Origin of the sequence: Nocardia colli (assembly GCF_008704205.1) — a bacterium.
Taxonomy (GTDB): domain Bacteria; phylum Actinomycetota; class Actinomycetes; order Mycobacteriales; family Mycobacteriaceae; genus Nocardia; species Nocardia colli.
This window is the reverse complement of the sequence record NZ_VXLC01000023.1, coordinates 125,051-149,104: the sequence shown is the minus strand read 5'-3', so window position 1 is coordinate 149,104 and position 24,054 is coordinate 125,051. Positions and strand designations below refer to the sequence as shown.

Genomic DNA, 24,054 nt, shown 5'->3' with positions numbered 1-24,054 from the left:
CTGTGCCGTTGACAATGCGAAGAGCGGTGCCGGCGCAGCCTGGGCGGGATCGCTTCGGCTGGAATTTCGACGGCCGGGTATCGAGGAGAACCTATGAAACGTCTTGGGCCTTGGCTCACTCTGGCGGCGGTGGCCGTGTTGGGGATTGTCTTGCTTGTTGTCAATATGTCCAAGGAGACCGAACCGGTGGCGGCTGCGCCGGATTCGCCGGGGGTGACCACGAGTGTGGTGACGACCAGTGCGGTTCCGGCGCCGACTACTGCTGCGCCGCCGCTACAGTTTCCGCCGAAAGCGGACTATGTCGGCAATATTCCGCTGGCGAGCGGTGCGCCGATCACGCTGTCGGTCGCCGTCGCAGGTGACAGGGCGACCGCTTATGCCTGTGATGGCAACAAGGTGGAGTCGTGGTTGCAGGGCAGTGCGACCGGCGGCGCGCTCCAGCTGAGCGGGAAGAACGACGCCAAGCTGGAGGGGCGCTATGACGGCAAGATGGTCGGGGGCACGTTGTGGCTCGGTGAGAAGAAGTGGGAATTCAGTGCCGCACCGGTGCAATCGCCCGCGGGGCTCTATGTCTACAACGAGGGTGGCGCCCGGCAGAGCTGGATCGTCGACGCCAACGGCAATGTCACGGGTGTTCAGCGCGCGCAGGACGGTTCGACCTCCCCGGCTCCCGGCCTGTCCCCCGACGGCACGGCAATCGTCAACGGCAAGAAAATAACCGCGAACAAGGTAAGTGGTGGTGACAGTGTCGGCTGAGCGAGAGACGACGCCCGTCGGACAGCCGAACGCAAAAGCGTTCGCGGCCATAGCGATCCCGCTGCTCATCGGTGCCGCGGTGTCGGTGCTGCTCGGGGTCTACGCCAAAACCCATGAGCCGTCGGCGTTCTCCGTCAATATCGCGGGCTTCTCCGGCCCGCAGGCGGTGAAGGCGTGGCTGGCGACCGTCGCATTCCTGCTGGCGCTGTTCCAATTCGTTTCGGCGCTGGCGATGTACGGCAAACTGCCGGTCCGCGCACCGTCCTGGATCGGCACCGCGCACGTCTGGTCGGGCCGGCTCGCCGTGCTGGTCAGCGTGCCGGTCGCGGTGCACTGCCTGTACGCCTTGGGTTTTCAGCAATACGACACGCGCGTGCTGCTGCATTCCCTGCTGGGCTGCTTCTTCTACGGCGCGTTCGTCGCGAAGATGCTGTTGCTCACCCGAAAAGGGTTGCCGGGCTGGGTGATCCCGGTCGCGGGCGGTCTCGTCCTGGCCGGGCTGACCGGCCTCTGGCTCACCTCGTCGCTCTGGTTCTTCCAGAACAACGGCCTCACCTTCTGATCGGAGATCCATCCATGACCAACGAATCGGTTTTCACCCGCCGCAGCATGGTCGCGGCGGGCGCGGGCGCCGTTGTCGCGACCGCGGCGCTCACCGCCTGCACCACCTACGGCAAGGAAAACGCCGCGCCCGCACCGAATCCCGCACCCGCAGGCAACCCGGCGGGCGCCGATCAGCCGGCCGCGAAGGCACTCGCCAAGACCGCCGATGTCCCGGTGGGCGGCGGCGTGATCGTCGGCGACACGGTAGTGACCCAGCCGAGCGCGGGCACCTTCGTCGGCCTGTCCTCGACCTGCACGCACGCCGGCTGCACGGTCGCGTCGATATCCGGCGGCACGATCAACTGCCCGTGCCACGGCAGCAAGTACAAGCTGGACGGCTCGGTCTCGAACGGTCCGGCGACCAAGCCGCTGGCCGCGAAAACCGTTCGAGTCGTGGGCGATTCGGTGGTACCCGGCTAAGCGAGATGCTCGGCCATCCGCCGGTCCTGATCAAGGCCCCGAAACACCTTGTAGCCGACGTACCTGCGCGGCCGTCAGATCGCTCAGGACCCCGGCCTCGACCGGTTCCGGCGCGGTCACCGCCACCTGTGCCAGCGTGCTGCCGACCTGGACGATCGCGACCGAGGAATGCAACGTCAGCCCGTCACTGCTGGTGCGCACCTGAAAAGCGGTAGCCGCGTCACCGGCCGCCGGCGGGGTCAACCCGCCGACTCGGTAATCGACCGAAATATCGGTGGCGTCCGTGCCGGAGTAATGGGTGCACCGGCGCAGGGTCGCCTGCAATTCCGAAAACGCGGACGCCACCACGTCGTTCGCGTAGCTCGCCGCGTCGATATCAATGCTGGAGAAGTTCGGCCCCGAATACCCGACGGACGCATTGGCGAGCGAGCCCGGCCGCTGCGCAGCCAAGGGAGTAAGGACTTTCGCGCATTCGGCCGGGTCGGTCGGCGAGGCCTGCCCATCGGCGGCCACGTCGGCCCGTGTCGGCAGCGCGGTGAAGTTCGGCGGCAGATTCGTCCCGGTCAGCAACTGGTCACGCAACCGATCGGCATTCGTGATCGGCGCCGCGTTCACCGGCGCTGCGGCCGCGACCGGACCGAGCGACGGCAATGGCGACGATTCCGGAGCCGCCGATTTCGACGATCCACACGCCGCGACCAGCGCGGTGGAAGCAGCGGCCAGCAACAGCCCGACCCCGCGGTTCACTCCGTCCACGACACCTGCGTGTCTATCGTCTGCTCCAGCACGCTCGCACTGCGCGGATCGCGGTAACCCTGATGCCCGCCGACCGTGATGGCCCCGGAAACCGGCAGCGGCAACCCGAGATCGACGGTGATGGTGCCGTTGCCCTGCATGACGTAGTCCTGGATATCGAGTTTGCCCGCGTTGTTGGGCAGGTTCCACACCGCGGACTTGGGCTGCTGGATGACGTCGAGCTCGATGGTCAGCCGGTCGCCGTCGCGCCTGGTCAACGTCGCCGTGGTGGTCTGTTCGAGCGTGACTCCGCCGCTGATCTCCTGCTGCACCGTCCACACCGCGCCCTCGCCGACCGGCTGATCGGGGAACGCGATCGATCGGTAGACCGCTTGATAGAAGGCCTGTTCCAGCGCGGCCCGCGCGGGATTGGAGGTGTCCGGCGACGGCTCGAGCCGCAGCGCGGTGATGGCGCCGAGGTCGCTGAGATCGAATCCGGCGTGCGAACCGCCGGTCTTGGTGAGCGCCTTGGCCAGCGACGGGTCCGGCGTGGTGACGGTGCCCAGCGTCAGGTCGATGCCCTCGGCGTCGGTCTTCGCGGTCATCGGGATGGACAGCGCGGGCGCGGAGAAGTCGCGCGCGGGCTGATCGTTGATCTGCTGGGCGATGCGATGCGAGGTATTCAGCGTCACCTGCTGCACGGTGCCCGCCGGATAGTCGCGGCGCAGCAGCGAGCGCGGCTCGGCGCCGGGGTCGACGATGGTGGTGATCGCGGCCGGGATCGGCACGGTCACGCCCTTGCCGATGCCGAGCGGCTCGGTGCTGTCCGGTTCCGAGCGCGACTCGCTGCCACCGCTGCAACCGGTTCCGAACGCGGTCAGGCCGACCGCGAGCACTATCAGCAGCACACCCGAACGCGCGAACCGAGGGATGTGGGGGGAAGACAACACCGTCACGAGCATCAGGGTACGACCGGTTCCTGAGTGTCAGCTGGGTCTTGCGGGTGACCACCGCACAACGTGTCGGGTAGCTCGAGCGATGATGGTGCGTGTGAGTGATGAGCCGCCGTCCGAGGAGAACCCAGCAAACCACGCCGAGGAGGCGACACCAGCGGCTCCGCCGCAGCGGCTGCGGACCCTACTAATCATCGCGGCCGTCCTGCTCGGACTGGATCTGCTCACCAAATGTCTCGTGGTGGCGAACTTGAAGCCGGGCGAGCCGGTGTCGATCATCGGCGACTTCGCGCGGTTCAGCCTGGTGCGTAATCCCGGCGCCGCCTTCTCGATGGCCACCGGCATGACCTGGCTGCTGACCTTGGTCGCGGCGGCCGTGGTGATCGGGGTGGTGCGCATCGGGCGCACGCTGCGGTCGCTGTGGTGGGCGATCGGGCTCGGCATGGTGCTCGGCGGCGCGCTCGGCAATCTGGTCGACCGGCTGTTCCGGGCGCCGGGGCCGTTGCAGGGGCATGTGGTCGACTTCATCGCGATCGGCTGGTGGCCGGTGTTCAACGTGGCCGACTCGTCGATCGTCTGCGGCGCGATCCTGCTGGTCGTGCTGACCGTGTTCGGCTTCGAGCCGAACGGGACGCGCACCGGACGCGACGAGCCCGACGCCGCCGAGGACGAGGCGACCGAAACCACCGCGAACAAGACCACCAGCGAAGGGAACACTGCATGAGGGAAACACGAACCATGCCCGTTCCCGACGGGCTCGACGGCATGCGCGTGGACGCGGGGCTGTCCCGGCTGCTCGGCCTGTCCCGCACCGCGGTCGCCGCGCTCGCCGAGGAGGGCTCCGTGCAGCTCGACGGCATCGCCGCGGGCAAGTCCGATCGGCTCGCCGCGGGCGCCTGGCTCGAGGTGATCTTCCCGGAACCGAAGCGGGAGCTCTCGATCGAGGTCGCCCCGGTCGAGGGCATGCGGATTCTGTACGCCGACGACGACATCGTCGCGGTGGACAAGCCGGTCGGCGTCGCCGCGCACACCGGTGTCGGCTGGTCCGGGCCGACGGTGATCGGCGGGCTGGCCGCGGCCGGCTACCGGATTTCCACCTCCGGCGCGCACGAGCGGCAGGGCATCGTGCACCGGCTCGACGTGGGCACCTCCGGGGTGATGGTGGTCGCGCAGTCCGAGCACGCCTACACGGTGCTCAAGCGCGCGTTCAAGCAGCGCACCGTGGCCAAGCGGTATCACGCACTGGTGCAAGGACATCCGGATCCGAGCAGCGGCACCATCGACGCCCCGATCGGGCGGGCCCGCGGCAACGACTGGAAGTTCGCGGTCACCGCGGACGGACGGCCCAGCATCACGCACTACGACACCGTCGAGGCGTTCCAAGCGGCGAGCCTGCTCGACATCCACCTGGAAACCGGTCGCACGCACCAGATCCGGGTGCACTTCTCCGCGATCCGGCACCCATGCTGCGGCGACCTCACCTACGGCGCGGACCCGCGGCTGGCCCAGCGCCTCGGCCTGGAACGGCAATGGCTGCATGCCCGTTCGCTCGGCTTCAACCATCCCGCGGACGGTCGCTGGCTGGAGATCACCAGCGAATACCCCGACGATCTGAAGCACGCGCTGGACGTCCTGCGCAATGCCTGACCGGCGGGCGCTGCCCCGCGGCCGGATCGTCCTCGGGGCGGCGGCCGTCGCGCTGGTCGTGTTCATCGTGCTGCTCGGGGTGCTGAACCCGCCGCGCAAGGCGGGGGTGTTCACCGATCGGCTCGGACCGGAGCAGGGCGAGCTGGTCGCGGATTATCTTGCGCGCGCAGGGGACTCGCTGACCGGCACCGACGGCGCCGAGCACTGGGCGCTGGTGTCGTTCACCGAACCGCTGGTGCCGGAACAGATTCCGCCGAACAGCGGTGGCCTGCGGATTTCGCAAGTGCTGTACCAGGTTCCGGTTCCCCGGGTGCAGACTCCGCTGATCGCGGTGCCGGTGCCGGAGGGCGACGAGGCGGCGGTCACCTCCGCGGAATCGGCCGCATGGCTGCTCCCCCGGAGCGCGTCCGACGAACGGGCTACCCGGATCGCCGCGCTCTCCGCCGCTCGCCTGCGCTCCGGGTGCGCCTGCACCGTCGGCCTGGTTGTGCGCGGACCGCTCGACGGCCTCCGGAAGATCGCCTCCCAGAACGGGATCCGCGCGGTCGAAGCGCTGCCCGCCGACGCCGTGGCCGGTCGATTCGGCGTGGTACCGCTACTCCCCGACCAACTCGACGTCGTCCAGCCCGGCCCGAACGACGGACCCGTCCCGGATCAATAATGCCGCGCACCAATTCTCCTGCCGCACATGGATTTGCTAGCTGATTCGTGCGCGGCTGGACAAAGGACGCGCTGCGTCCGGCATCCAGCGTCAGGGGTGTGCTAGCCAGTTGGCGATGTCGGATACGACGGTAGGGTCTACGTGTTGCGGAGTTTGGTAGTCACCGGGGGTCGAGGGGCCGGTACCGGCGAAGAAGAGATGGTCGCACAGGTCGTAGACCCGGATGGTGACATCGGGACGGTCCGTGAGACCGGACCGCCATCCGGCTAGGTCATCGGTGACGGTGACCTGGTAGTCGCGGGCGCCCTGGAGGATCAGTAGTGGTGTCGTGAGCGCCGCTGCGGTCGAGACGGGTTGGTAGGCAAGCAGATCCAGCCAATAAGCGCCGGAGTAGGCGAACGGCAGGTCCGCTCGTGGGGTAGACGGTGACAGCGCCGGGCTGTCCACCACGTCGGCCTGCCGGGTGATCGCCGCGACCGCGGCGTCGGCCTGCGGGCCGGGGTCGAGCCCGGCGAGGTAGCGGATGACCCGCACCGCGGCGCGATGCATGGGCTGGGTATCCCCCGCCATGATCACCAGCCCGGCGACCTCGGGTGCCGCCGCCGCTACCCGCGGCGCGACCTTGCCGCCCATACTGTGGCCGAGGACGTGGATCCGGGCCGGGTCGATGCCGGGGTGCTGCCGGAGCAGGTCCACGGCCGAAACGGCATGTGGCACATATTCGTCGGCCATCGTGAAGTCCGGCCGCTCGGCGAACTGCGGATGCGCGTAGGTCACCTTGTCGAAACGGAGCACCGCTATGCCGCGGCCGGCCAGGCCCCAGGCCAGATCCTTGAACGGCTTGTTCGGACCGCCGGTTTCGTCCCGGTCGAACGGGCCACCGCCATGGAGCAGCACGACGGCGGGCCACGGTCCAGGGCCGTGCGGCACGCTCAGAGTGCCCGGGACCGCGAGTTCGCCTGCGCCTACGGTGATCTCACGTTCCGCGAAGGCGCTCGGGTCGGCATAGTCCGGCGGCGCCCACGCGTTGGCCGTGTCCGCCAGCCGCAGTCCTTGCAGCAGGCCCGCCGCGTCGATAGACATGATCAAGGCGAATTCGCCGCGCTCGCAGGTAACCGGCACGCTCGCGCGAATCAGCTTGTCGCCGAACGGCTCCATCGCGGGCTCGCCGATCGCGGTCACCGCGCCGATCCGGCTGATCTCGGTCAGCCACGCGGCGCGCAGCGAATCCGGCGACACCGCCGCCCGCAACGGCGCACCGAACAGCTCGGCGACCCCCGTGAACTCCCCGTCGCGCAGCAATTCCACGACCCGGACGGCGGTTGGCCCGTCCGATTCCACTACCGTTCTCATGTTTGAGAATGGTATCAGTTGTGAGATCGTTGGGCAATGGACCCTTTGGAGCTGCTGGCGCATCCGGTGCGATTGCGGATCGTGCACGCGATGCGCGGCGGGCGCCTGCTCACCACCGCGCAACTGTGCGAGCGACTGCCCGATACCTCGAAGGCGACCGTCTACCGGCATGTCGAAATGCTCACGGCGGGCGGCATTCTCGAAGTGGCCGAGGAGGAACGGGTACGCGGCGCGGTGCAGCGCCGGTACCGGCTACGGCAGGACCGCGCGAGCGTCGGCCCCGAGGCCGTTCGAGCGCTGACCCCCGACGACCACCGCCGGGTATTCACCGCCGCCATGGCCACCCTGCTCGCCGAGTTCAACGCCTACCTCGATCGCCCGGAAGCCGACCTGACCCGCGACGCCGTCGGCTATCGCCAGTACGCGATCTGGCTCAGCGACGACGAGGTGCTCGAGCTGATCGAGGGCATGCGCGCGGCGATCGTCCCCAAGCTGGGCAACGAGGCGGCGCCCGGCCGCACGCAATACCTGCTGAGCCCCATCCTCTTCCCCATCGAGGATCAGCCCGACGGCGTGACGAGCCCCGCCTCATAGGCGGCGATGACCAGCTGAACCCGGTCCCGGGCAAGGAGTTTGGCGAGAATCCGGCTGACGTGGGTCTTGACGGTCAGCGGGCTGACCGTCAGCGCCTCCGCTATCTCGGCGTTGGTCATGCCGCGGGCGATGCGGACGAGGACATCCAGCTCGCGGTCGGTCAGGATGGCGATCTCCGGGCGCGGCACCGGATCCGGAACCGCGCGGACCCGGGCGATCACGGCGGCGGTCGCGCCCGGCGAGAGCAGCGCGTCGCCCGCGGCGACCGTCCGGATGGCGTCGAGCAGCAGGGCCGGTTTGGCATCCTTGATGAGGAAACCGCTGGCACCCGCGCGCAGCGCCGCGAGCACGTTGTCGTCGGTGTCGTACGTGGTGAGCACCAAAACCCGGACGCCGGCCAGGTTCTCGTCGGCGGCGATCCGGGCGGTGGCGGCGATGCCGTCCAGATCCGGCATGCGGATGTCCATCACGACGACGTCGGCCCGCTCGGTGCGGGCCAGCGCGATCGCGGCACGGCCGGTCGCGGCCTCGCCGACCACCATCATGTCGGGCGCCGAGGCGACCAGCATCGCGAAGGCACTCCGGACGAGTGTTTGATCATCGGCGAGGAGTACCCGAATCATGAGGCGGCACCGGCGAAGTCGTCGCGGCCGGTACCCACGGGCGCGGCGGCATCGGGGAACTTGCCGACCACGCCGGGGCTCGCCTCGCCCCGATCCGCGACCGGCAGGTCGGCGGTGACCGCGAATCCCCCGCTCGTCCCCGCCGCAATCAGCGTCCCGCCGATCGCCTCGGCGCGCTCGGTCATGCCGAGGATGCCGAATCCGGTTGTGGTGTTGCCGATTCCGCGATTCGAGTCGAGTTCTGTTGCCGTGCTGCCGGTTCCGCGTCCGTTGTCGGTGACCCGGATGGTGAGCCGGTCGTCCGCATAGTCGAGACCCACCCGCGCCGCGCTCGCCCCGGAGTGTTTGGCCACGTTGGTCAACGCCTCCTGGACGATCCGGTATCCGACCAGCTCGACCGCGGGCGCGAGCGCACGTACCCGCCCGGTGCGGTCGATCCGCACCGCGACACCCACGGCTTCGATGGGTCCGGCCAGCGCGCCGAGCTGCGCCAGGGTGGGCAGCGGAGCGCGCGGCTCGGCCACCGCGGACCGCAGCACGCCCACGGTGGCGGTGAGTTCGGCTCTGGCGTCCACGCAGGCGTCGGAAATCGTGTCCAGGGCAGCGATCACCGTCGACGGCTCGGCCTTGCGCTCGGCGAGCAGATGAGCGGCGACGCCGGCCTGCACCTGAATGACGGTGATGGTGTGCGCGAGCAGATCGTGCAGATCCCGGGCGATGCGCAGCCGCTCCTCGGTGACCTGACGGCGTGCCTCCTCGTCGCGGGACCGTTCCGCCCGTTCGGCCCGATCCACGATCGCGGCGAGATAGGCGTGCTGGAGGCGTGCGGCCTCACCGGCCACACAGGCGACCAGCACCCACCCGACCGAGTCGATCGCCAGGAACGCGGTGTTCTCGCCGGATTCGGCGGAATAGAAGATGCCGAGCTCGGTCAGCGTGATGACCACGAGGAACACCAGCAGCGTGCGCCGCCGGTTCCCGTAACGAGCGACCGCGAACAGAGCGACCATCGTGGCGGGGATCAGCGCCTCGTGCGGGTAGTCGGACAGGTGGTACACGGCGGCGACCACGAAGTGCGCGGCCAGCACCGCCAGCGGCGCGCGCCGACAGGCCAGCAGCGGCAGCACACCCGCCACGAGCAGCAGCACGCCGAGCGGGTCGAGCGCGGAGTCCCCCGGCATCAGCAGGGCCCAGCCGAATCCCACGACCAGGACCACACCGGTGATCGCGCCGTCGATCCACCATCGCCGCTCCATTCCAGCCATTGTGCGCGGTTTCGCGGCCGCCCACGTACTCCGTGCGGAGTACCTCGAACTGCCCTCCACCGGCCGACGCATTCCCGGTCCGCGCCAGCGACGCTGCATTCGGGACTCGACAGAGGAGAAAAGATGGGGATGCGAACACGCGCGCTGATCGTGCTCGGCCTGTGGCTGGTCGCGTTGCTCGCGCTGGTGCCGCTGGCCGGACAGCTTGATGGCGTGAAGACCGATCGGATGGTGGAATATCTACCCGCATCGGCACAGTCGACCGCGGCCGCCGAGTTGGAAGCGACGTTGCCGGGCGGCTCAGCGAACCTGTTCGTGCTGTCCTACTTCCGGCAGAGCGGATTGACCGACCTGGACCGGTCCGTTGCGGCGCAGCAGTTTTCGGCGCTGTCGGCCGAGTTGACTCCGGGCACCGCCCCTTTGGGCAACCAGCCGACGCTCGCCAAAGACGGCACCGCGCTGCTGTATTCGCTGACGGTCGACGAATCCCGTGGCGAGCCAGGCAAGTACATCAAGGACATACGGAAGAAGGTGGCCGACCACCCGGACGGACTCACCGTGCACGTCACCGGCCCCGCGGCACTCCAGGCCGATTTCGAGGGCAGCTTCGACGGCGTCGACACCCAACTGCTGCTGGTGACCGTGGCGGTCGTGGCCGTGCTGTTGTTGCTCACCTATCGCAGTCCGCTGCTGTGGTTGGCGCCGCTGATCTCGGTGGCGGTGGCCGACGTCGTGTCGATGGCCGCGGTGTACGGGCTGGTGCGCGCGTTCGGCATCACGGTGAGCGATCAGAGCTCGGCGATCCTCACCATTCTGGCGTTCGGCGTCGGCACCGACTACACGCTGCTGATCGTCGCGCGGTATCGCGAAGAGCTGCACCGTCATTCGGCCCCCGGCGCGGCGATGTCCGCGGCGTTGCGCCGGGCGGCCCCGGCCATCATCGCCTCGGCGGCGACGGTGACCGCCGGCCTGCTGTGCCTGCTGGTCGCCGACATGAACAGCACCGCGGGGCTCGGCCCGGTCGGCGCGGCGGCGATCGTCGGCACGCTGGCGGTGATGCTGACGTTCTTTCCCGCGGTGCTCGTGCTGTGCGGCCGCTGGGTGTTCTGGCCGCGCATTCCCCGCCTGCAAGCTGCGGTGGAGCAACGGACCACGTTGTGGGATCGCGTGGGGCAAGCCATCTCTCGTCGCCCCGCTGTGGCGGCCGTGGGGTCTGTCGGCGTGCTCGCGGTACTGACACTCGGGCTGTTCGGTGACACCGGCGCGCTCGGGCAGGCCGATCGTTTCGTCACCGCGCCGGACTCGGTGGCCGGACAGCAACAGATCGCCGCGCACTTCCCGGAGCGCGGCGGCTTGCCGTTGACCGTGTTGGCCCGCAACGAATTCCGGGCGGAGGTCCTGCGGGCGGTGCGCGCCGACCCAGGCGTCGGGTTCGCCGAGGAAGGGCGGGTCGGGCCGGAATACGCGGCGATCACCGCGATCCCGGTGGACGCACCGGATTCGGCGGCCGAGTACGCCACCATCGAACGGCTGCGCGACACCTTGCCGAAGGTCGGCGCGGGCACCCTGGTCGGCGGCCCGAGCGCGATGAATCTCGATGTCGACACCGCCTCCGCGCGGGACAACTGGCGGGTGCTGACGTTGGTGCTGCTGGTGGTGACCGTCATCCTCGGCCTGCTGCTCCGCTCGGTCGTCGCGCCGATCGGGCTGGTGCTGACCGTGCTGCTGTCGTTCGGATCGGCCTTCGGGACAGGCATTTTCGTGTTCGAGCACCTCTTCGGCTTCCACGGGCTCGAGCCGTCGCTGCTGGTGATGACGTTCCTGTTCCTGGTGGCGCTCGGCGTCGACTACAACATCTTCCTGATGAGCCGCGCCCGCGAGGAGACACCGCGGCACGGCACCAGGTACGGGATGCTGCGCAGCCTGTCGGTGACCGGCGGCGTGATCACTTCGGCGGGCGTGGTGCTCGCCGCGACCTTCGCGGTGCTGATGACATTGCCGCTGGTGGCGATGGTCCAGGTCGGGTTCACCGTGGCGTTCGGCGTGCTGCTCGACACGCTGCTGGTGCGGTCGGTGCTGGTGCCCGCGCTGACCGTGCTGGCCGGCGACCTGGTCTGGTGGCCGTCGAAACCGGCCAGGCCACAACAGGATTCGGTGTCGATCCCGCGCGAGCAGGAACCGTCGCCGATATAGGGAGGGGACAGCCCTCCGCCGGGATGATTCATCCCCACTTCATCCCGGCGGAGGACTGACATCACCACGCCGCGCTGTGGTGTGCCGCACCGTGGTGACAGGACACGACTCGGCTGCGCGAATCCTGGTGGTAGCGCGCGTGAGTCGCGGGACTCGGGTCAGTCCGGCAGTGTGACAACCCCATCCAGGTAGCGGCGGCAGCGGCCGACGAGCAGCACGCGCTCACCGGCCAGTTCGCAGCGCAGGCTGCCGCCGCGGCGGGAGAGCTGGCGGGCGGCGAGTTCGGTGCGGCCGAGTTCGTGCGCCCACAGCGGAACCAGTTGGGCGTGCGCCGATCCGGTGACCGGATCCTCGGCCACACCGACGCCGGGCGCGAAGAAGCGCGACACGAAATCGACGGCATCGCCACGCGCGGTGACGATCACTCCGCGCGGCAGCGGCGGGAATGCGGTGAAGATCGGTTCGGCATCGCGGACCTCTTGCTCCGAGGCCACCACGATGACCTCGTCGGTGCCGGTGAACGCACGCACCGGGCGGACGCCGAGCGCAGCTACCAGCACAAGATCGGGTTCCACCTCGGTGGACGGCACGGCGGGCAGGTCGAGCACGAATTCGTCGTCGTCGGTGCGGTCCACGTGCAGCCAGCCGCTGCGGGTGAAGAAGCTCACCCGATCGGCGCCGGGATGCATGTCCGCCAAAATCTGTGCGGCACTGGCCACCGTGGCGTGCCCGCACATGTCGACCTCGACGGCCGGAGTGAACCAGCGCAGGTGGAACGCGGGCCAATCCCCGGGCGGCGCACCGGCCTCCGGCGGTAATTCCGCGGTGTAGAAGGCGGTTTCGGCGAGGTTGTTCTCCTCGGCCAGGTGTTGCAGCAACGAATCCGGGAGCCACGACGAGAGCGGCATCACCGCGGCTGGGTTGCCCGAGAACGGTGCGTCGGCGAACGCGTCGATCTGGTGCAGCAGTACCTCCATATTCGGAGAAGGTACTCCAACACTGAATGGTCGCTTCGCACAAGGCTTCTCGCGGCGCGCCGGGTCAGATGTCCAGTTTGTCGTTTCCCTTCTCGCCGAGCAGCTTCGCGCTCACCCACCACGCGACCTCGACGAGCACGATTCCGACCGCGCCGCAAATGAATGCGGCCGTGGTGAGCCCGACGTCGGACGGATCCAGCTTGAAGAAGTGCCGGGTGAACGGGACGGTGAACAGGAAGATGTAGGCGGCCACCGAGGCCCCGATGAGCACCACCTTCCACCACACATACGGCCTGGCCACGATGGCGAGCACCCACACCGCGATCATGATCAGGGTGATCAGCGCGGTGGTGCCTGCCTGTTCCTTCTGCTGCGCGGTGGCGTCCGGGCCGGCGTAGGCGATCAGGTAGGCGACAAAGGTGGCGACACCGATCACCACGCCGGACGGGATGGCCAAACGCATGACGCGCCGGACGAATCCGCTGCGCGCGCGCTCGTTGTTCGGCGCGAGCGAGAGGATGAACGCCGGGATGCCGATGGTGAACCAGGCGGCGATGGTGACGTGCCGGGGCAGGAACGGATAGCCGATCGGGTCGTAGCCGAAGATCTGCGAGCCGACCCCGGCGATGCCGATCAGGAAGGCCAGCAGCACCGAGTAGACGGTCTTGGTGAGGAACAGATTCGAGACCCGCTCGATGTTGCCGATCACCCGGCGGCCCTCGCCCACCACGTACGGCAGCGTCGCGAACTTGTTGTCCAGCAACACGATCTGCGCGACCGCGCGGGTGGCCGGGCTGCCCGCGCCCATCGCGACGCCGATGTCGGCGTCCTTGAGCGCGAGCACGTCGTTCACGCCGTCGCCGGTCATCGCGACGGTGTGGCCGCGCGACTGGAGGGCGGCGACCATGGCGCGCTTCTGGTCCGGGCGGACCCGGCCGAAGGTGGTCTCGTGGTCGAGCACGTCGGCGAGTTGTTCACGGTCGTCGGGCAATTGGCGCGCGTCGACCGCGTGATCGCCGCCCTGCAGGTCGAGCGAGGCGGCGACCGCGCCGACCGAGACGGCGTTGTCGCCGGAGATCACCTTGATCGAAACGTTCTGGCCGGCAAAGTATTCGAGCGTTTCCTTGGCGTCGGGCCGGACCCGCTGCTCGAGCACGACCAGCGCGGCGGGGTGCACGGTGCCCGGCGCGTCCGCGGCGTCGACCGGGCGATCGCTGCGGGCCAGCAGCAGGATGCGCAGGCCCGAGGAGCCGAGTTCCTCGGCGACCCCGGCCGCGTCGGAGTCCGGGTCGAGCAGCACGTCCGGCGCGCCGAGCAGCCAGTCGCCGTGCTCACCGTAGGAGCAGCCGCTCCATTTCTTGGCCGAGGAGAACGGCGCGACCGCGGTGCGCTGCCAGCCGGGGCCGTCCGGCAGCGCCTCGGCGATGGCCTGCACGCTCGCGTTCGGGCGCGGATCGTCGGCCGCCAGCGCGGCCAGCGCCTGGCGAACGTCGTTGTCCTCGAACGAGTCCAGGGTCTTGATCTCGGACAGGCGCATGCCGTTCTCGGTGAGCGTGCCGGTCTTGTCCGCGCACACCACGTCCACCCGGGCCAGGCCCTCGATGGCGGGCAGCTCCTGCACCAGGCATTGCCGCCGCCCCAGCCGGACCACACCGACCGCGAACGCGACCGAGGTCATCAGCACCAGACCCTCCGGCACCATCGGCACCAGCGCCGCGACCATGCCGCTCACCGCGGGCCGCCAGGACTCCTTGCTGGAGAACAGCTGGTTGTAGATGCTCAGCAGGCCCGCCGGGATCAGCAGGTAGGTGATCACCTTCAAGATCGTGTCGATGCCGCTGCGCAGCTCCGACTTCACCAGGGTGAACTTGCTCGCCTCGTCGGCCAGCTTGGCCGCGTAGGCGTCCTTGCCGACCTTGGTCGCGCGATAGCAGCCGCTGCCGGAGACCACGAAGCTGCCCGACATCACCTCCGCGCCGACCTGCTTGTCCATCGGGTCGGCCTCGCCGGTGAGCAACGACTCATCGATCTCCAGCTGCGCAGCCTCGGCGACCTCACCGTCGACCACGATCTGGTCGCCGGGGCCGAGCTCGATCAGGTCGTCCAGGACCACCTCGCGCGGCGGCACCTCGACGGCCTTGCCGTCGCGGCGCACGGTCGGCTTGGTCTGGCTGACGATGGCCAGCTTGTCCAGGGTGCGCTTGGCCCGGACCTCCTGGATGATGCCGATCGCGCTGTTCGCGATGATCAGCAGGCCGAACATGCCGTCGATGATCGAACCGGTGGCCAGCACCAGGACGAACAGCACGCCGAGCAGGGCGTTGATCCGGGTGAAGACGTTCGCCCGGACGATGTCGCGGACCGAGCGACTGGCTCGGTCCGGCACGTCGTTGGTGAGCCCGTCGCGGCGACGTTGCTCGACCTCCGCCGCGGTGAGTCCGGTGGCGCGCGCTGCCTGCACGGTTGTCGACATGACCGCAAGGCTACGGGAGAAGTAGCGTCGCAAGCGTGCAGCGGAGCAGGTCTATCCCGGGTGTTGCGTTCGGTACGAGCGCGTTCTTCCTCTGGGGTTTGTTCCCCGCGTTCTTCGGGTTGCTGGCGTTCGCCGGGGCGGCCGAGGTGGTCGCGCAGCGGATCCTGTGGACGTTGCTGGTGGTGCTCGCGGTGCTGCTGGTGTCGGGACGGCTGCGCGAGCTGCGCGGGATCGGCGCGCGGACCTGGCGGTTGGCCGCGGTGGCGTCGGCGGCGATCGCGCTCAACTGGGGTGTGTACGTGTACGGCGTCATCTCGGGGCATGTGGTGGAGTGCGCGCTGGGGTACTTCATCAACCCGCTCGTCACGGTGGCATTCGGGGTGTTGATCTTCCGGGAGCGACTGGCTCGGGCGCAGTGGGCCGCGTTGGGGCTCGGTGCCGCCGCGGTGGCGGTGCTCACGGTCGACTACGGGAGACCGCCGGTCATCGCGCTCGTCCTCGCCTGCTCGTTCGCGACGTACGGTCTGGTGAAGAAGGTGGTTCCGCTGGACGCGCTGCGCGGCATCGCGGCGGAGGGGGTGGTGGCCGCGCCGTTCGCGCTGCTCTTCGTGATCGGGCTGGCGGTCACCGGACGCAGCGAATTCGGTTCCAGCCCAGGGCATGCCGCGCTGATGATCGCGACCGGCCCGGTCACGCTGATTCCGCTGCTGCTGTTCTCGGTTGCCGCGCAACGGGTTCCGCTGTCCACCATGGGGCTGTTGCAGTACCTCACTCCGGCCCTCCAGCTGGCCTGGGGCGTGGCGATCGCCCACGAACCCATGCCTGCCTCCCGGTGGGCCGGTTTCGCGCTCATCTGGGCCGCGCTGGCCATCTTCACCGCGCACGCCCTGTTGCGTGCGCGGCGGACCCATCTCGACGCGCGGAGCACCGCGGCAGCCGGATCGGAGCGCGGGTAGGTCCGCGCGCCGGCTACCAGGCCGTGTTGATGTGGCCCGGGGTCCAGGTGCCCCAGCGCTGGGTTTCGTCGACGGTCACCTTGGCCGGCTGCGCGTTGGGATCCAGCGGCAGGTACTGCTCGATCGAGCCCCAGTCACGGTCCCAGTCCTGGTCCAGATACGTGGGCAAAGTCCGCGCGGTGAACAGCATTTGGGTCCAGCCGAGCGGGCCGCCGCCGTCGTGCGCCTGCCACAGGTTGGTGATGGTGGCGCCGTTGCGGTCCGGCAGGATCCGGTAGGTCGGCAGGTCACCGACGCCCGCGTGCGTGGGCGCCAGGTTCTGACAGGGGAAGTGCAGCACCACTTCCCAGTCGAGCAGCACCGGCGTCTTCGAACCGACCACGGCGGTAAGGGTTTTCGTCTGCGGCACGCGCGGCGGGGTCACCGCGAGCCACTGGTCCTTGCCGAGATCCTTGTCGCTGGCCACGATCCGGACGACGTTCGCGTCGCCGGGCAGCTGGTCGAACGGGACGCGCACGTTGCGCCAGGACGGCGACGGGCCGATGTCGATCGGGTCGACGCTGCCGAGTGTGGTTGCGGTGCCGTCGGATCCGGCCCGGCCGTACTCGACGCGCAGATCCTGACCGGGGTGCACGATGCCGTCGCTGTCCACATGCCGGATCCGGCCTGCCACCGCGATCGAGACGATCGGGCCGCGACTTCCGTTGCTGTCCTCGGGAAGCCGATACCAGCCGGAGGTCAGCTCGGCCGGCACCTGCGCGCCGTCACGGTAGCTGCCGAGCACCGGGGTGGTGGCCGGGTCGAGGCCGAAGGGCAGCGGGACATTGCTGCCGTTGATGCCGACCCCCGACGTACCCGCCTCGGAGCCGGGCGATTTCGATCCGGCCTTCGGGTCGGTCGTGTCGTCGGAGCCGGCGCTGGCGACGGAATTCGCCTTGCCCGTGGTGGATTCGACCTCGTCGGAGGTGAGGTCGGTGGCCACGCCGTTCGGCGTGAAGCCGGCGGAGTCGGCGCCGGCCAGCGCGGTCGCGGGGTCGCCGGACAGCGGCTTCAGCACCGACGCGTTGGGATCGGTCTCGATCAGCACCTTGTCGGCGAGGCCACAGCCACCGGCGGTGGCGGCGGACAGGTTCGACTGCGCGAGCGAATACGACGGATACTGTGCCACCGCGGCTTTGGCGAAGGACAGCACCTCGAACAACACCATCGCGGCCGCGACGACGGCCAGCACCGGCACCCGCGCGAACCGGCCGGGCACCGAGCCGGCCCGCGGCTGGGACTCCGGGCGGATGTGGAACCAGGCCGCGACCGCCAGCGCGAGCACCGAGAGTCCCGCGGCGAAGGTGGACAGGCCGAAGCCGACGAAGGTCGGCGGCTTGTCCCACCACGGGATGCCCCAGGCCGAGACGTACCAGTAGCCGTTGGCGCCGACGAAAGTCAGTGCCATGGCGAAGAATACGGCGGCGGCGAACAGCGCGCGGTTGCGCAGCGGGCGCATGACCGCGGGACTGATCGAGACCGCGGTGAGCGCCGCGACGCAGGCGGCCAGGCCAGCGAAGACGCCGAACTGGTGGGTCCACTTCGTCGGGGAGAACATCATCAGCACCATCGCGGCGACGGTGATGCCGACCAGCCGGCGGCCCGGCCCGAGCGCCGTCCCCGGGATGCGCCCGCCCCGGCGCAGCATCGTGACCACGCAGACCGCCAGGCCGAGCAGCAGCATGAACATGCCGAACCGCCTGGTCAGCCAGCCGTCGGCGTTGATCTGCAACAGATACTGATAGCGCAGGAACTCGAAGAACCAGGACTCGCCGGGGCCGATCCGGCCGTGCACGTAGAACATTTCGCGGGCGCCCGCCAGGGTCCGATCCGCGAAGACGACGGTCAGCACCACGGTGCCGGCCGCGAGCACGGGCAGCAGCAGCGCGAGGTAACCGGAGTTCTTCGCCCGCTGCACGAGCACCGCGGTCATGGTGCGCGCGCCGGCGGCAAGCGCGCCGAGACAGATCAGGCCCGAGGGCGCGCAGGTCAGTGTCAGCGCGGCGACGATGATGGCGAGCGCGTAGGGCAGCAGCCGCCGGGTCGCGATGGCCCGTTCGACCGAGGCCCAGGTGAGCACGACGCCAAGGGCCACAAAGGGTTCGGCGCGCAAGCCGTTGTTGTAGGGCATCCAGAACGCGAGGAACACCAGCGCGCTGGTCCACCCGACGATCTTGTTGTCCCGCAACACCGTACCGAGCCGGGGCAGGATCTCCCGGCTGATCACCCACCAGGTGAAAACGCCGACCAGCAAGGTGGGCAACCGAACCCAGGGACTCGCCGAGGACACATGGGTCAGCAACGAGATCATGTCGGTGTACGGGGTGTAGAACGGGCCCTCGTCGACGCTGAACCAGCGGTAGTAGTTCGACATGAAGCCGGAACTCTGCGAGGCGCGCGCCATCCCGAGGATGTAGCCGTCGTCGGAGGTGTTGGCGCCGATGAAGTGCCACACCAGCAGCGTCGCGAACACGACGTAGTCGGCCGGGCGCAACCGCCACCAGCTGGTCGGCAGGAATCGCCGGGTCCGGCGGCCGTCGAGGCTGTCCAAGCGGTACAGCGCGACCAGCGCGACCACGGTGGCCAAGGCGGCCAGCACTATCGCGGCCAGCTTCAGCAGGGTCGGCGACGACGAAAACCGGGAATCCACTTGGACATTCACGTGCAGCCCGGCCGGCGCGGCGCCGGTCAGCTCGCTGAACACGCCGACGACCTGCGGGCGGACGTCGGCGGCGAACTCCTTGTCCGAATCCGCGAGACCCGGCGCGGACACCGTGGTCCGCCCGGTGTTCATCTGGATATCGACCGCACAGGACGAGTCGCGGACCGCGCTCAGCGGCGCGGACCACAGCAGCATGTTGCGCGAGACCACGTCGACCCGCCCCGCGCGATCCGGGGTATCGGCGACGACCTTCGCGACGAACCCGTAGCGCTCCAGGTCGGGCGACTGGCGCGGAATCGTCGACACGACAACGCCGCCCGTATCCGCGAGCGCGCCGAACGCGGCGCACGGGATCTGCGCGGACAGGTTCATCGGCGCGTAGGTGATCAGCGGCGAGGTCACCGACGTCACCGCGGCCGCCTGCGGCCACACCACACTGGATTGGTCCTGCTTGATCGGCAGGAACGGAATCGATACCGCCGCGAGGAGCGCGAGCACCCCGCTGACGATCGCCAGCATGCGGAGCCGACCGGAAGCAGTGCGGCGCTTGCTCGAATCCTGCTGGTCCGCCTGCTTGGCCGGCGGTTGAGCGGATTCACGCACAGCGTCACTGACAGTCACGACGGTGGATGCTAGCGCGAAATCATCGGATGACACAGAGTCCCAGCTAGGTCGTTGCCGCGGTCGGCTCCGCAGAGCCGACCGCGACGGACCCGATCTAGCCGCAGGCGGTGGAGGTCTGGCCCAGGTTGGTCAGCATGGCGCAGGCCCAGGACTTCTGGATCTTCCACTTGCCGTTGTCCGCGACGAACGGCACGTCGACGATGTTCTCCTGGCCGTTCACGATGAACTTGGCCTTGGCGTTGACGCTGTCGCCGAAGCTGGAGACGTCGGTGACCTCGATCTTCACGTCCGCACCCTTGGCCGCCTGGGAGAGGCGGTCCGGCAGCGTCGGGTCGGCCTCGGCACCCTGCACGCCGTCGAGCTTCTCCGACGCCGGAACCGACGGGTCGAGCGCGCGGCCCAGGGCGGTGTTCAGCTCCGCGACGGTCGGGACCGGCGGCAGGTTCGCGGCGCTCGCCGACGCCGACGCCTTGGCGCTGGTCGTGGTCTTGGCGGCGGGCTTGTCCTTGTCGTCGCTGCCGCACGCGGTCATCCCCAGCGCGGCAACCACGGCCAGGCCGGCGATCGCGATGCGTCCAGTCTTACGAAGCTTCAACTGCTCGTCCTTTGCGTTCGAGTAGGTCCGTGTCATGTCCACAAATGGCAGCCTCCACCCGACCGGCGGCGCTGCACGAGCTCCCAGGCTACCGGCCCCGAGGACCACCGCGTGGACCCACACGGGACTGACTGATGTCGTCGGCAGCGAACGTAGCCGGTGGGCTCGGCGATGTCGAGCCGTTCGCCCGCGCGCTCACCGCAGACTGTTCAGCGGATCGGCTCTGGTCAGGCTCGGATCGTCGGCGGGAAAGGTGCGCGCGGGACCGGGTCCGGTGGAACGGGTCTCGAACCGCACGGTCACCACGCCGTAGCCGCCGCCCTGCACCCAGCCGTGGCCGAACTCGGCGTGCTCGACGTCCATGCCCGGATGCCAGAGCGGGCTGGACGGCGCGCTAGCCGACGGCGCGATCACCGGCACCGCGTCCGGTTCGACCTCGGCCGCGTTCTCCCATTCCTCGGCGATCGGCGCCTGATCCAGTTCGGGGAACAGGGATTCCTGTCGCACCGTGGACAATCCGCCGTAGCCGACGCCGACCAGCCGGATCGCCCCGAGCTCGGCCGGGTCGATCGCCGAGCGCTGGGCGGCGGTGGTCAGCGTGACCAGGTCCTCGGTGGCATAGGGCAGGGTGAACGAGCGGGTCACGATGCTCATATCGGATTTGCGCAGCTTGAGCACGACGGTCCGGGCCGCGCGACCGTCCTTGACCAGGCGGCGATACGCGGCCGCGGCCATCTTCTCGATGGCGGGGCGCAACTGGGCCAGGGTGACGATGTCGGTCTCGTAGGTGGTTTCGGCGCTGATCTGTTTGGCCTCGTTGCGCTCGGCGACCGGCCGGTCGTCGATGCCGCGGGCCAGCCGGTGCAGCGCGGCGCCGACGCTGCTGCCCAGGATCGACATGGCCTCGGATTCGGGCAGCGCGGCGAACGCGCCGACCGTCTCGATGCCGAGCGAGCGCAGCTTGTGCTCGGCCACCGGGCCGATCCCCCACAGCTTCCGGACCGGCAGCGCGGCCAGCATCTGCGGCTGCTCGACCGCCGAAACCACCCGTATCCCATCGGGTTTGGCGAGACCGGAGGCGATCTTGGCGAGTTGCTTGCCGGTGCCCGCGCCGACCGAGGCGGTCAGTCCGGTGCGTTCGCGCACGGCGGCGCGCAGGTCCGCGCAGAACTCCTCGACCTGCGCGACCGTCGCGCCGGCCAGCTCGGCAGGCTCGCCGAAGGCCTCGTCGAACGACAGTGTTTCCAGCACCGGAATCCGGCTGCGAAGTGCGTCGAACACCTGCCCGCTCAGCACGCCGTAGACGACGCCGCGCGGCGGCACCACCACCGCGGTGACGCCGACCAGCCTGCGCGCCTGATGCATCGGCATCGCCGAGCGCGCGCCGTAGACCCGCGCCTCGTAACTCGCACCCGCGACGACACCGCGTCCGCCGGTGCCGCCGACGAGCACCGGCCGCCCGCGCAGCGTGGGACGGGTCAGCTGTTCGACGGAGGCGAAGAACGCGTCCATATCAATATGCAGCACCCAGCGCCGGGCCGTGCTCTGCGCATCGGCGCGCACGAAACCCGGTGTGCCGGCAGGCACGTCGCCGATCGGAGCGCTCGGCACGTCGGCGCGGACCGGGTTCGTCCCGTCCCCAGATGCGTCGCCCGGCGCGTCGCCACGCGGCGGGTCGGCGCGCTCGGCCGCCGGCCCGTCGGTGGTCACCGCGCCGCGCGGTTGCGCGCGGGCCGGCGGATGCTGCCCGCTCACCGTGGTTTCGCCGAGGGTTTCCTGGACTTGGGTACCCGCACCGGCAGCACCTCGGCGGTGCGCTGCACGAACTCGCCCAACCAGGCCGTATCCGCCAGCCGCGGTGCGGGCACCCGGTAGTAGTCCTTGGCGCCGGGATACGGTGGCGCCAGCCAGGATTCGTCGGCGTAACCGGTGGCCACGGCGGTGGGTTTGACGAACAGGTGATCGTCGGCGATCAAGGCGACCAGTTTGTCGTCGCAGTACAGGCCGTACTCGCCGAACATCGCCCTGGCTCGCACGTCCAGCGGCTCGAGCTGCTCGAGGATCCCGGCGACCGTGGCCTTGTCTGTACTCACGACCCGAAATCTACGCCCGGACACCGACAGATCCCGGCAGGTCCCGACGCTGGGCGATGACTGCGTACTAGCTGTTGATTTCCTGTAGAGATCAACAGCCCTTGCCCGCCCGCCCGCGCTCCGACCTTGAACGGTCAACCAGCCCACGACCTGGGCGGATATCGCCCGCGGCGGCGCACTACACGGTTTCGGTAAACAGTTGACGAAGCACGGGGACCGGCCTTACCGCCCAGCTTCGTATGTGATGATCGGACCTATGAAGATCCGCAAGGCCGTGATCCCGGCCGCCGGTATCGGTTCCCGGCTCCTCCCGCTGACCAAGGCCATCCCGAAGGAGATGCTGCCGGTCGGCGACAAGCCGGTCATCGAGCACACCGTCCGCGAGCTGGTCGCGTCGGGCATCACCGACATCACCATCGTGGTCAGCAGCGGAAAATCGTTGATCCAGGATCACTTCCGGCCCAACCCGGCCCTGGTGGCGCAGCTACGCGCGGACGGCAAGACGGCCTACGCCGACGCTGTCGAAGAGGTCGGCGACCTGTCCCGGCTCGGCCACATCACCTACCTCGACCAGCACGGCCCCTACGGCAACGGCACCCCGGTGCTGAACGCGGCCCGCAATCTGGGCGACGAGCCGATGCTGGTGCTGTGGCCGGACGACGTGTTCGTCGCCGAGGTCCCGCGCGCGCAGCAGCTGATCGACGCCTACGAGGCGACCGGCGCCCCGGTGCTCGCGCTGATGCCGATGGACCCGGCCGAGTCGCAGCGCTACGGCGTGCCGGTGGTCGCCGACGACCAGGGCAACGGCCTGCTGCGCATCACCGGTCTGCGGGAGAAGCCCAAGCCCGAGGACGCGCCGTCGGACTTCGCCGCGATCGGCGGCTATGTGGTCACGCCCGGCATCATCGACGAGCTGCGCACCCAGACCAAGGCCTGGTACGAGCACCGCTCCGGCGAGGTCTACCTGACCGACGCGATCAACGTGCACGCCGCCGACAACCCGGTCTTCGGCCAGGTGATCCGTGGCAGCTGGTACGACACCGGCAACCCGGCCGACTATCTGGTCGCCCAGTTCGCCTCGGCGCTGGCCAATCCGAAGTACGCCCCGCTGCTGCGCAGCCTGGTCGAGGAGACCCGCTAGAAGCGGCGGATGGCGAAGATGTCGAACTGACGCAGCGGGCTGAGGCCGACCGGCACGCCCCAGTCGTAGGCGTTGAAGATCTGACCGAAGCCGGCGTAGATGCCGACGTGCGAACCGTCGGTGTTCAGTACCACCACGTCGCCCGGTGAGAGGGCGAAGAACGGGACGGGCGCGCCGGCTCTGGCCTGTTCCCAGGTGGTGCGCGGAATGTTGACGCCGACCTGCCGGAACGCCCACTGGACCAGGCCGGAGCAGTCCCAGGTGAACGGGCCGGTGCCGCCCCACTCGTAGGGCTTTCCGGTCTGCGACACCGCGGCGGCCAGCGCACCTACCCCGTGCGAGCTGGGCAGCGGGATCGCGGCGGAACCGGAGGCGGACAGGGATTCGGCGCTGCCGGTCGCGCTGCCGGTGTCCGACCATCCCGGTCCGGCCAGGATGAGCGTCGCGGCGGTGGCTAGGAGGAATCCGAAAGCGATGCGACGCAAGGGTTTTCTGTTCACGTGCTCGTCCCTTCCGGCGGCCCGGCGAGCGGGTCGCCATCCGGCGGTCCCGGCGGACGCCTGGGTCGAGCCGCGTCATCCAGCAGGAGCCGCAATGGCCGCGGCCGGCGCGGCGACGCCGGACACAGCGCGTTTCAGGTAGGACAATCCACGAACTCACTGCTGCCCCAGAAGTACTTCTCTGCAACAGC

At 69.3% G+C, this 24,054-nt stretch carries 22 protein-coding genes; 10 read left to right on the top strand and 12 right to left on the bottom strand.

Translation table 11 applies throughout. The features are described from left to right. Window positions 1-93: 93 nt before the first annotated feature. Genes F3087_RS36015 through F3087_RS36005 form a run of 3 tightly spaced genes read left to right on the top strand, consistent with a single transcriptional unit; the run spans window position 94 to window position 1,779 of the window. On the top strand, window positions 94-756 hold the full coding sequence (locus F3087_RS36015; RefSeq protein ID WP_150406589.1) for a hypothetical protein: 663 nt from the start codon (window positions 94-96) through the stop codon (window positions 754-756). Continuing rightward, window positions 746-1,318, top strand: a complete 573-nt coding sequence (locus F3087_RS36010; RefSeq protein WP_150406693.1) for a DUF6529 family protein — start codon at window positions 746-748, stop codon at window positions 1,316-1,318. Before F3087_RS36015 ends, F3087_RS36010 begins: the two co-directional genes overlap by 11 nt. 14 nt (window positions 1,319-1,332) lie before the next feature. Beyond that, window positions 1,333-1,779, top strand: coding sequence for a QcrA and Rieske domain-containing protein (locus tag F3087_RS36005; RefSeq protein ID WP_150406588.1), 447 nt, complete (start codon window positions 1,333-1,335; stop codon window positions 1,777-1,779). A gap of 30 nt (window positions 1,780-1,809) precedes the next feature. Here F3087_RS36005 and F3087_RS36000 read toward each other — a convergent pair whose 3' ends face one another. Together F3087_RS36000 and F3087_RS35995 are read right to left on the bottom strand one after the other, a co-directional pair. Then, window positions 1,810-2,535 carry a YdgA family protein gene (locus F3087_RS36000; RefSeq protein ID WP_223885597.1) on the bottom strand — a complete coding sequence of 242 codons (726 nt, stop codon included), beginning with the start codon at window positions 2,533-2,535 and terminating at the stop codon, window positions 1,810-1,812. Next, window positions 2,523-3,476, bottom strand: a complete 954-nt coding sequence (locus F3087_RS35995) for a hypothetical protein (protein WP_150406587.1) — start codon at window positions 3,474-3,476, stop codon at window positions 2,523-2,525. The genes F3087_RS36000 and F3087_RS35995 overlap by 13 nt, the downstream gene beginning before the upstream one ends. Window positions 3,477-3,552: 76 nt before the next feature. Between F3087_RS35995 and lspA the strand changes: the two genes are divergently transcribed. The 3 genes from lspA to F3087_RS35980 are packed head-to-tail and all read left to right on the top strand — an operon-like array spanning window position 3,553 to window position 5,775. Continuing rightward, window positions 3,553-4,191 carry a signal peptidase II gene (gene lspA, locus F3087_RS35990; protein ID WP_150406586.1) on the top strand — a complete coding sequence of 213 codons (639 nt, stop codon included), beginning with the start codon at window positions 3,553-3,555 and terminating at the stop codon, window positions 4,189-4,191. Continuing rightward, a complete protein-coding gene (locus F3087_RS35985; protein ID WP_150406585.1) occupies window positions 4,188-5,114 on the top strand; it encodes an RluA family pseudouridine synthase in 927 nt (308 codons plus the stop codon). The genes lspA and F3087_RS35985 overlap by 4 nt, the downstream gene beginning before the upstream one ends. Next, window positions 5,107-5,775: a hypothetical protein gene (locus F3087_RS35980; RefSeq protein WP_150406584.1), complete on the top strand. Its 669-nt coding sequence runs from the start codon at window positions 5,107-5,109 to the stop codon at window positions 5,773-5,775. Before F3087_RS35985 ends, F3087_RS35980 begins: the two co-directional genes overlap by 8 nt. Before the next feature lie 90 nt (window positions 5,776-5,865). Here F3087_RS35980 and F3087_RS35975 read toward each other — a convergent pair whose 3' ends face one another. Continuing rightward, window positions 5,866-7,128, bottom strand: coding sequence for an alpha/beta hydrolase (locus tag F3087_RS35975; RefSeq protein ID WP_150406583.1), 1,263 nt, complete (start codon window positions 7,126-7,128; stop codon window positions 5,866-5,868). Window positions 7,129-7,164: 36 nt separating this feature from the next. Between F3087_RS35975 and F3087_RS35970 the strand changes: the two genes are divergently transcribed. Next, on the top strand, window positions 7,165-7,722 hold the full coding sequence (locus F3087_RS35970; protein ID WP_150406582.1) for a helix-turn-helix domain-containing protein: 558 nt from the start codon (window positions 7,165-7,167) through the stop codon (window positions 7,720-7,722). On the opposite strand, the gene F3087_RS35965 is transcribed toward F3087_RS35970, so the two are convergent. Further along, the gene (locus F3087_RS35965; protein ID WP_150406581.1) at window positions 7,689-8,345 is read right to left on the bottom strand and encodes a response regulator; all 657 of its coding nucleotides are present in this window, start codon (window positions 8,343-8,345) and stop codon (window positions 7,689-7,691) included. The genes F3087_RS35970 and F3087_RS35965 overlap by 34 nt on opposite strands. Next, on the bottom strand, window positions 8,342-9,601 hold the full coding sequence (locus tag F3087_RS35960) for a sensor histidine kinase (protein ID WP_150406580.1): 1,260 nt from the start codon (window positions 9,599-9,601) through the stop codon (window positions 8,342-8,344). The genes F3087_RS35965 and F3087_RS35960 overlap by 4 nt, the downstream gene beginning before the upstream one ends. Window positions 9,602-9,733: 132 nt before the next feature. On the opposite strand from F3087_RS35960, the gene F3087_RS35955 reads away from it, so the two are divergent. Beyond that, window positions 9,734-11,803: an MMPL family transporter gene (locus F3087_RS35955; RefSeq protein WP_223885596.1), complete on the top strand. Its 2,070-nt coding sequence runs from the start codon at window positions 9,734-9,736 to the stop codon at window positions 11,801-11,803. A 158-nt stretch (window positions 11,804-11,961) separates the two neighbouring features. Here F3087_RS35955 and F3087_RS35950 read toward each other — a convergent pair whose 3' ends face one another. Together F3087_RS35950 and F3087_RS35945 are read right to left on the bottom strand one after the other, a co-directional pair. Next, complete coding sequence (locus F3087_RS35950; protein ID WP_150406579.1) at window positions 11,962-12,780, bottom strand: PhzF family phenazine biosynthesis protein; 819 nt, start codon at window positions 12,778-12,780, stop codon at window positions 11,962-11,964. Window positions 12,781-12,844: 64 nt separating this feature from the next. After that, on the bottom strand, window positions 12,845-15,253 hold the full coding sequence (locus F3087_RS35945; RefSeq protein ID WP_150406578.1) for an HAD-IC family P-type ATPase: 2,409 nt from the start codon (window positions 15,251-15,253) through the stop codon (window positions 12,845-12,847). Between the two features lie 35 nt (window positions 15,254-15,288). On the opposite strand from F3087_RS35945, the gene rarD reads away from it, so the two are divergent. Beyond that, complete coding sequence (gene rarD, locus F3087_RS35940) at window positions 15,289-16,209, top strand: EamA family transporter RarD (protein ID WP_150406577.1); 921 nt, start codon at window positions 15,289-15,291, stop codon at window positions 16,207-16,209. A gap of 13 nt (window positions 16,210-16,222) precedes the next feature. On the opposite strand, the gene F3087_RS35935 is transcribed toward rarD, so the two are convergent. From F3087_RS35935 to F3087_RS35920, 4 genes are all read right to left on the bottom strand, one after another. Beyond that, window positions 16,223-19,429, bottom strand: a complete 3,207-nt coding sequence (locus F3087_RS35935) for an arabinosyltransferase domain-containing protein (protein WP_223885616.1) — start codon at window positions 19,427-19,429, stop codon at window positions 16,223-16,225. 199 nt (window positions 19,430-19,628) lie between these two features. Further along, entirely contained in the window at window positions 19,629-20,129 is a 501-nt protein-coding gene (locus F3087_RS35930; RefSeq protein ID WP_223885595.1) for a hypothetical protein, read from the bottom strand. A gap of 195 nt (window positions 20,130-20,324) precedes the next feature. Next, window positions 20,325-21,641 carry a DNA polymerase IV gene (locus F3087_RS35925; protein WP_150406689.1) on the bottom strand — a complete coding sequence of 439 codons (1,317 nt, stop codon included), beginning with the start codon at window positions 21,639-21,641 and terminating at the stop codon, window positions 20,325-20,327. A gap of 239 nt (window positions 21,642-21,880) precedes the next feature. After that, entirely contained in the window at window positions 21,881-22,222 is a 342-nt protein-coding gene (locus F3087_RS35920; RefSeq protein WP_150406575.1) for a TfoX/Sxy family protein, read from the bottom strand. A gap of 256 nt (window positions 22,223-22,478) precedes the next feature. Here F3087_RS35920 and F3087_RS35915 point away from each other — a divergent pair, with 256 nt between their 5' ends. Next, window positions 22,479-23,363 carry a UTP--glucose-1-phosphate uridylyltransferase gene (locus F3087_RS35915; RefSeq protein WP_150406574.1) on the top strand — a complete coding sequence of 295 codons (885 nt, stop codon included), beginning with the start codon at window positions 22,479-22,481 and terminating at the stop codon, window positions 23,361-23,363. Here F3087_RS35915 and F3087_RS35910 read toward each other — a convergent pair. Further along, the gene (locus F3087_RS35910) at window positions 23,360-23,863 is read right to left on the bottom strand and encodes an NlpC/P60 family protein (protein ID WP_150406573.1); all 504 of its coding nucleotides are present in this window, start codon (window positions 23,861-23,863) and stop codon (window positions 23,360-23,362) included. The genes F3087_RS35915 and F3087_RS35910 overlap by 4 nt on opposite strands. Window positions 23,864-24,054 lie beyond the last annotated feature (191 nt).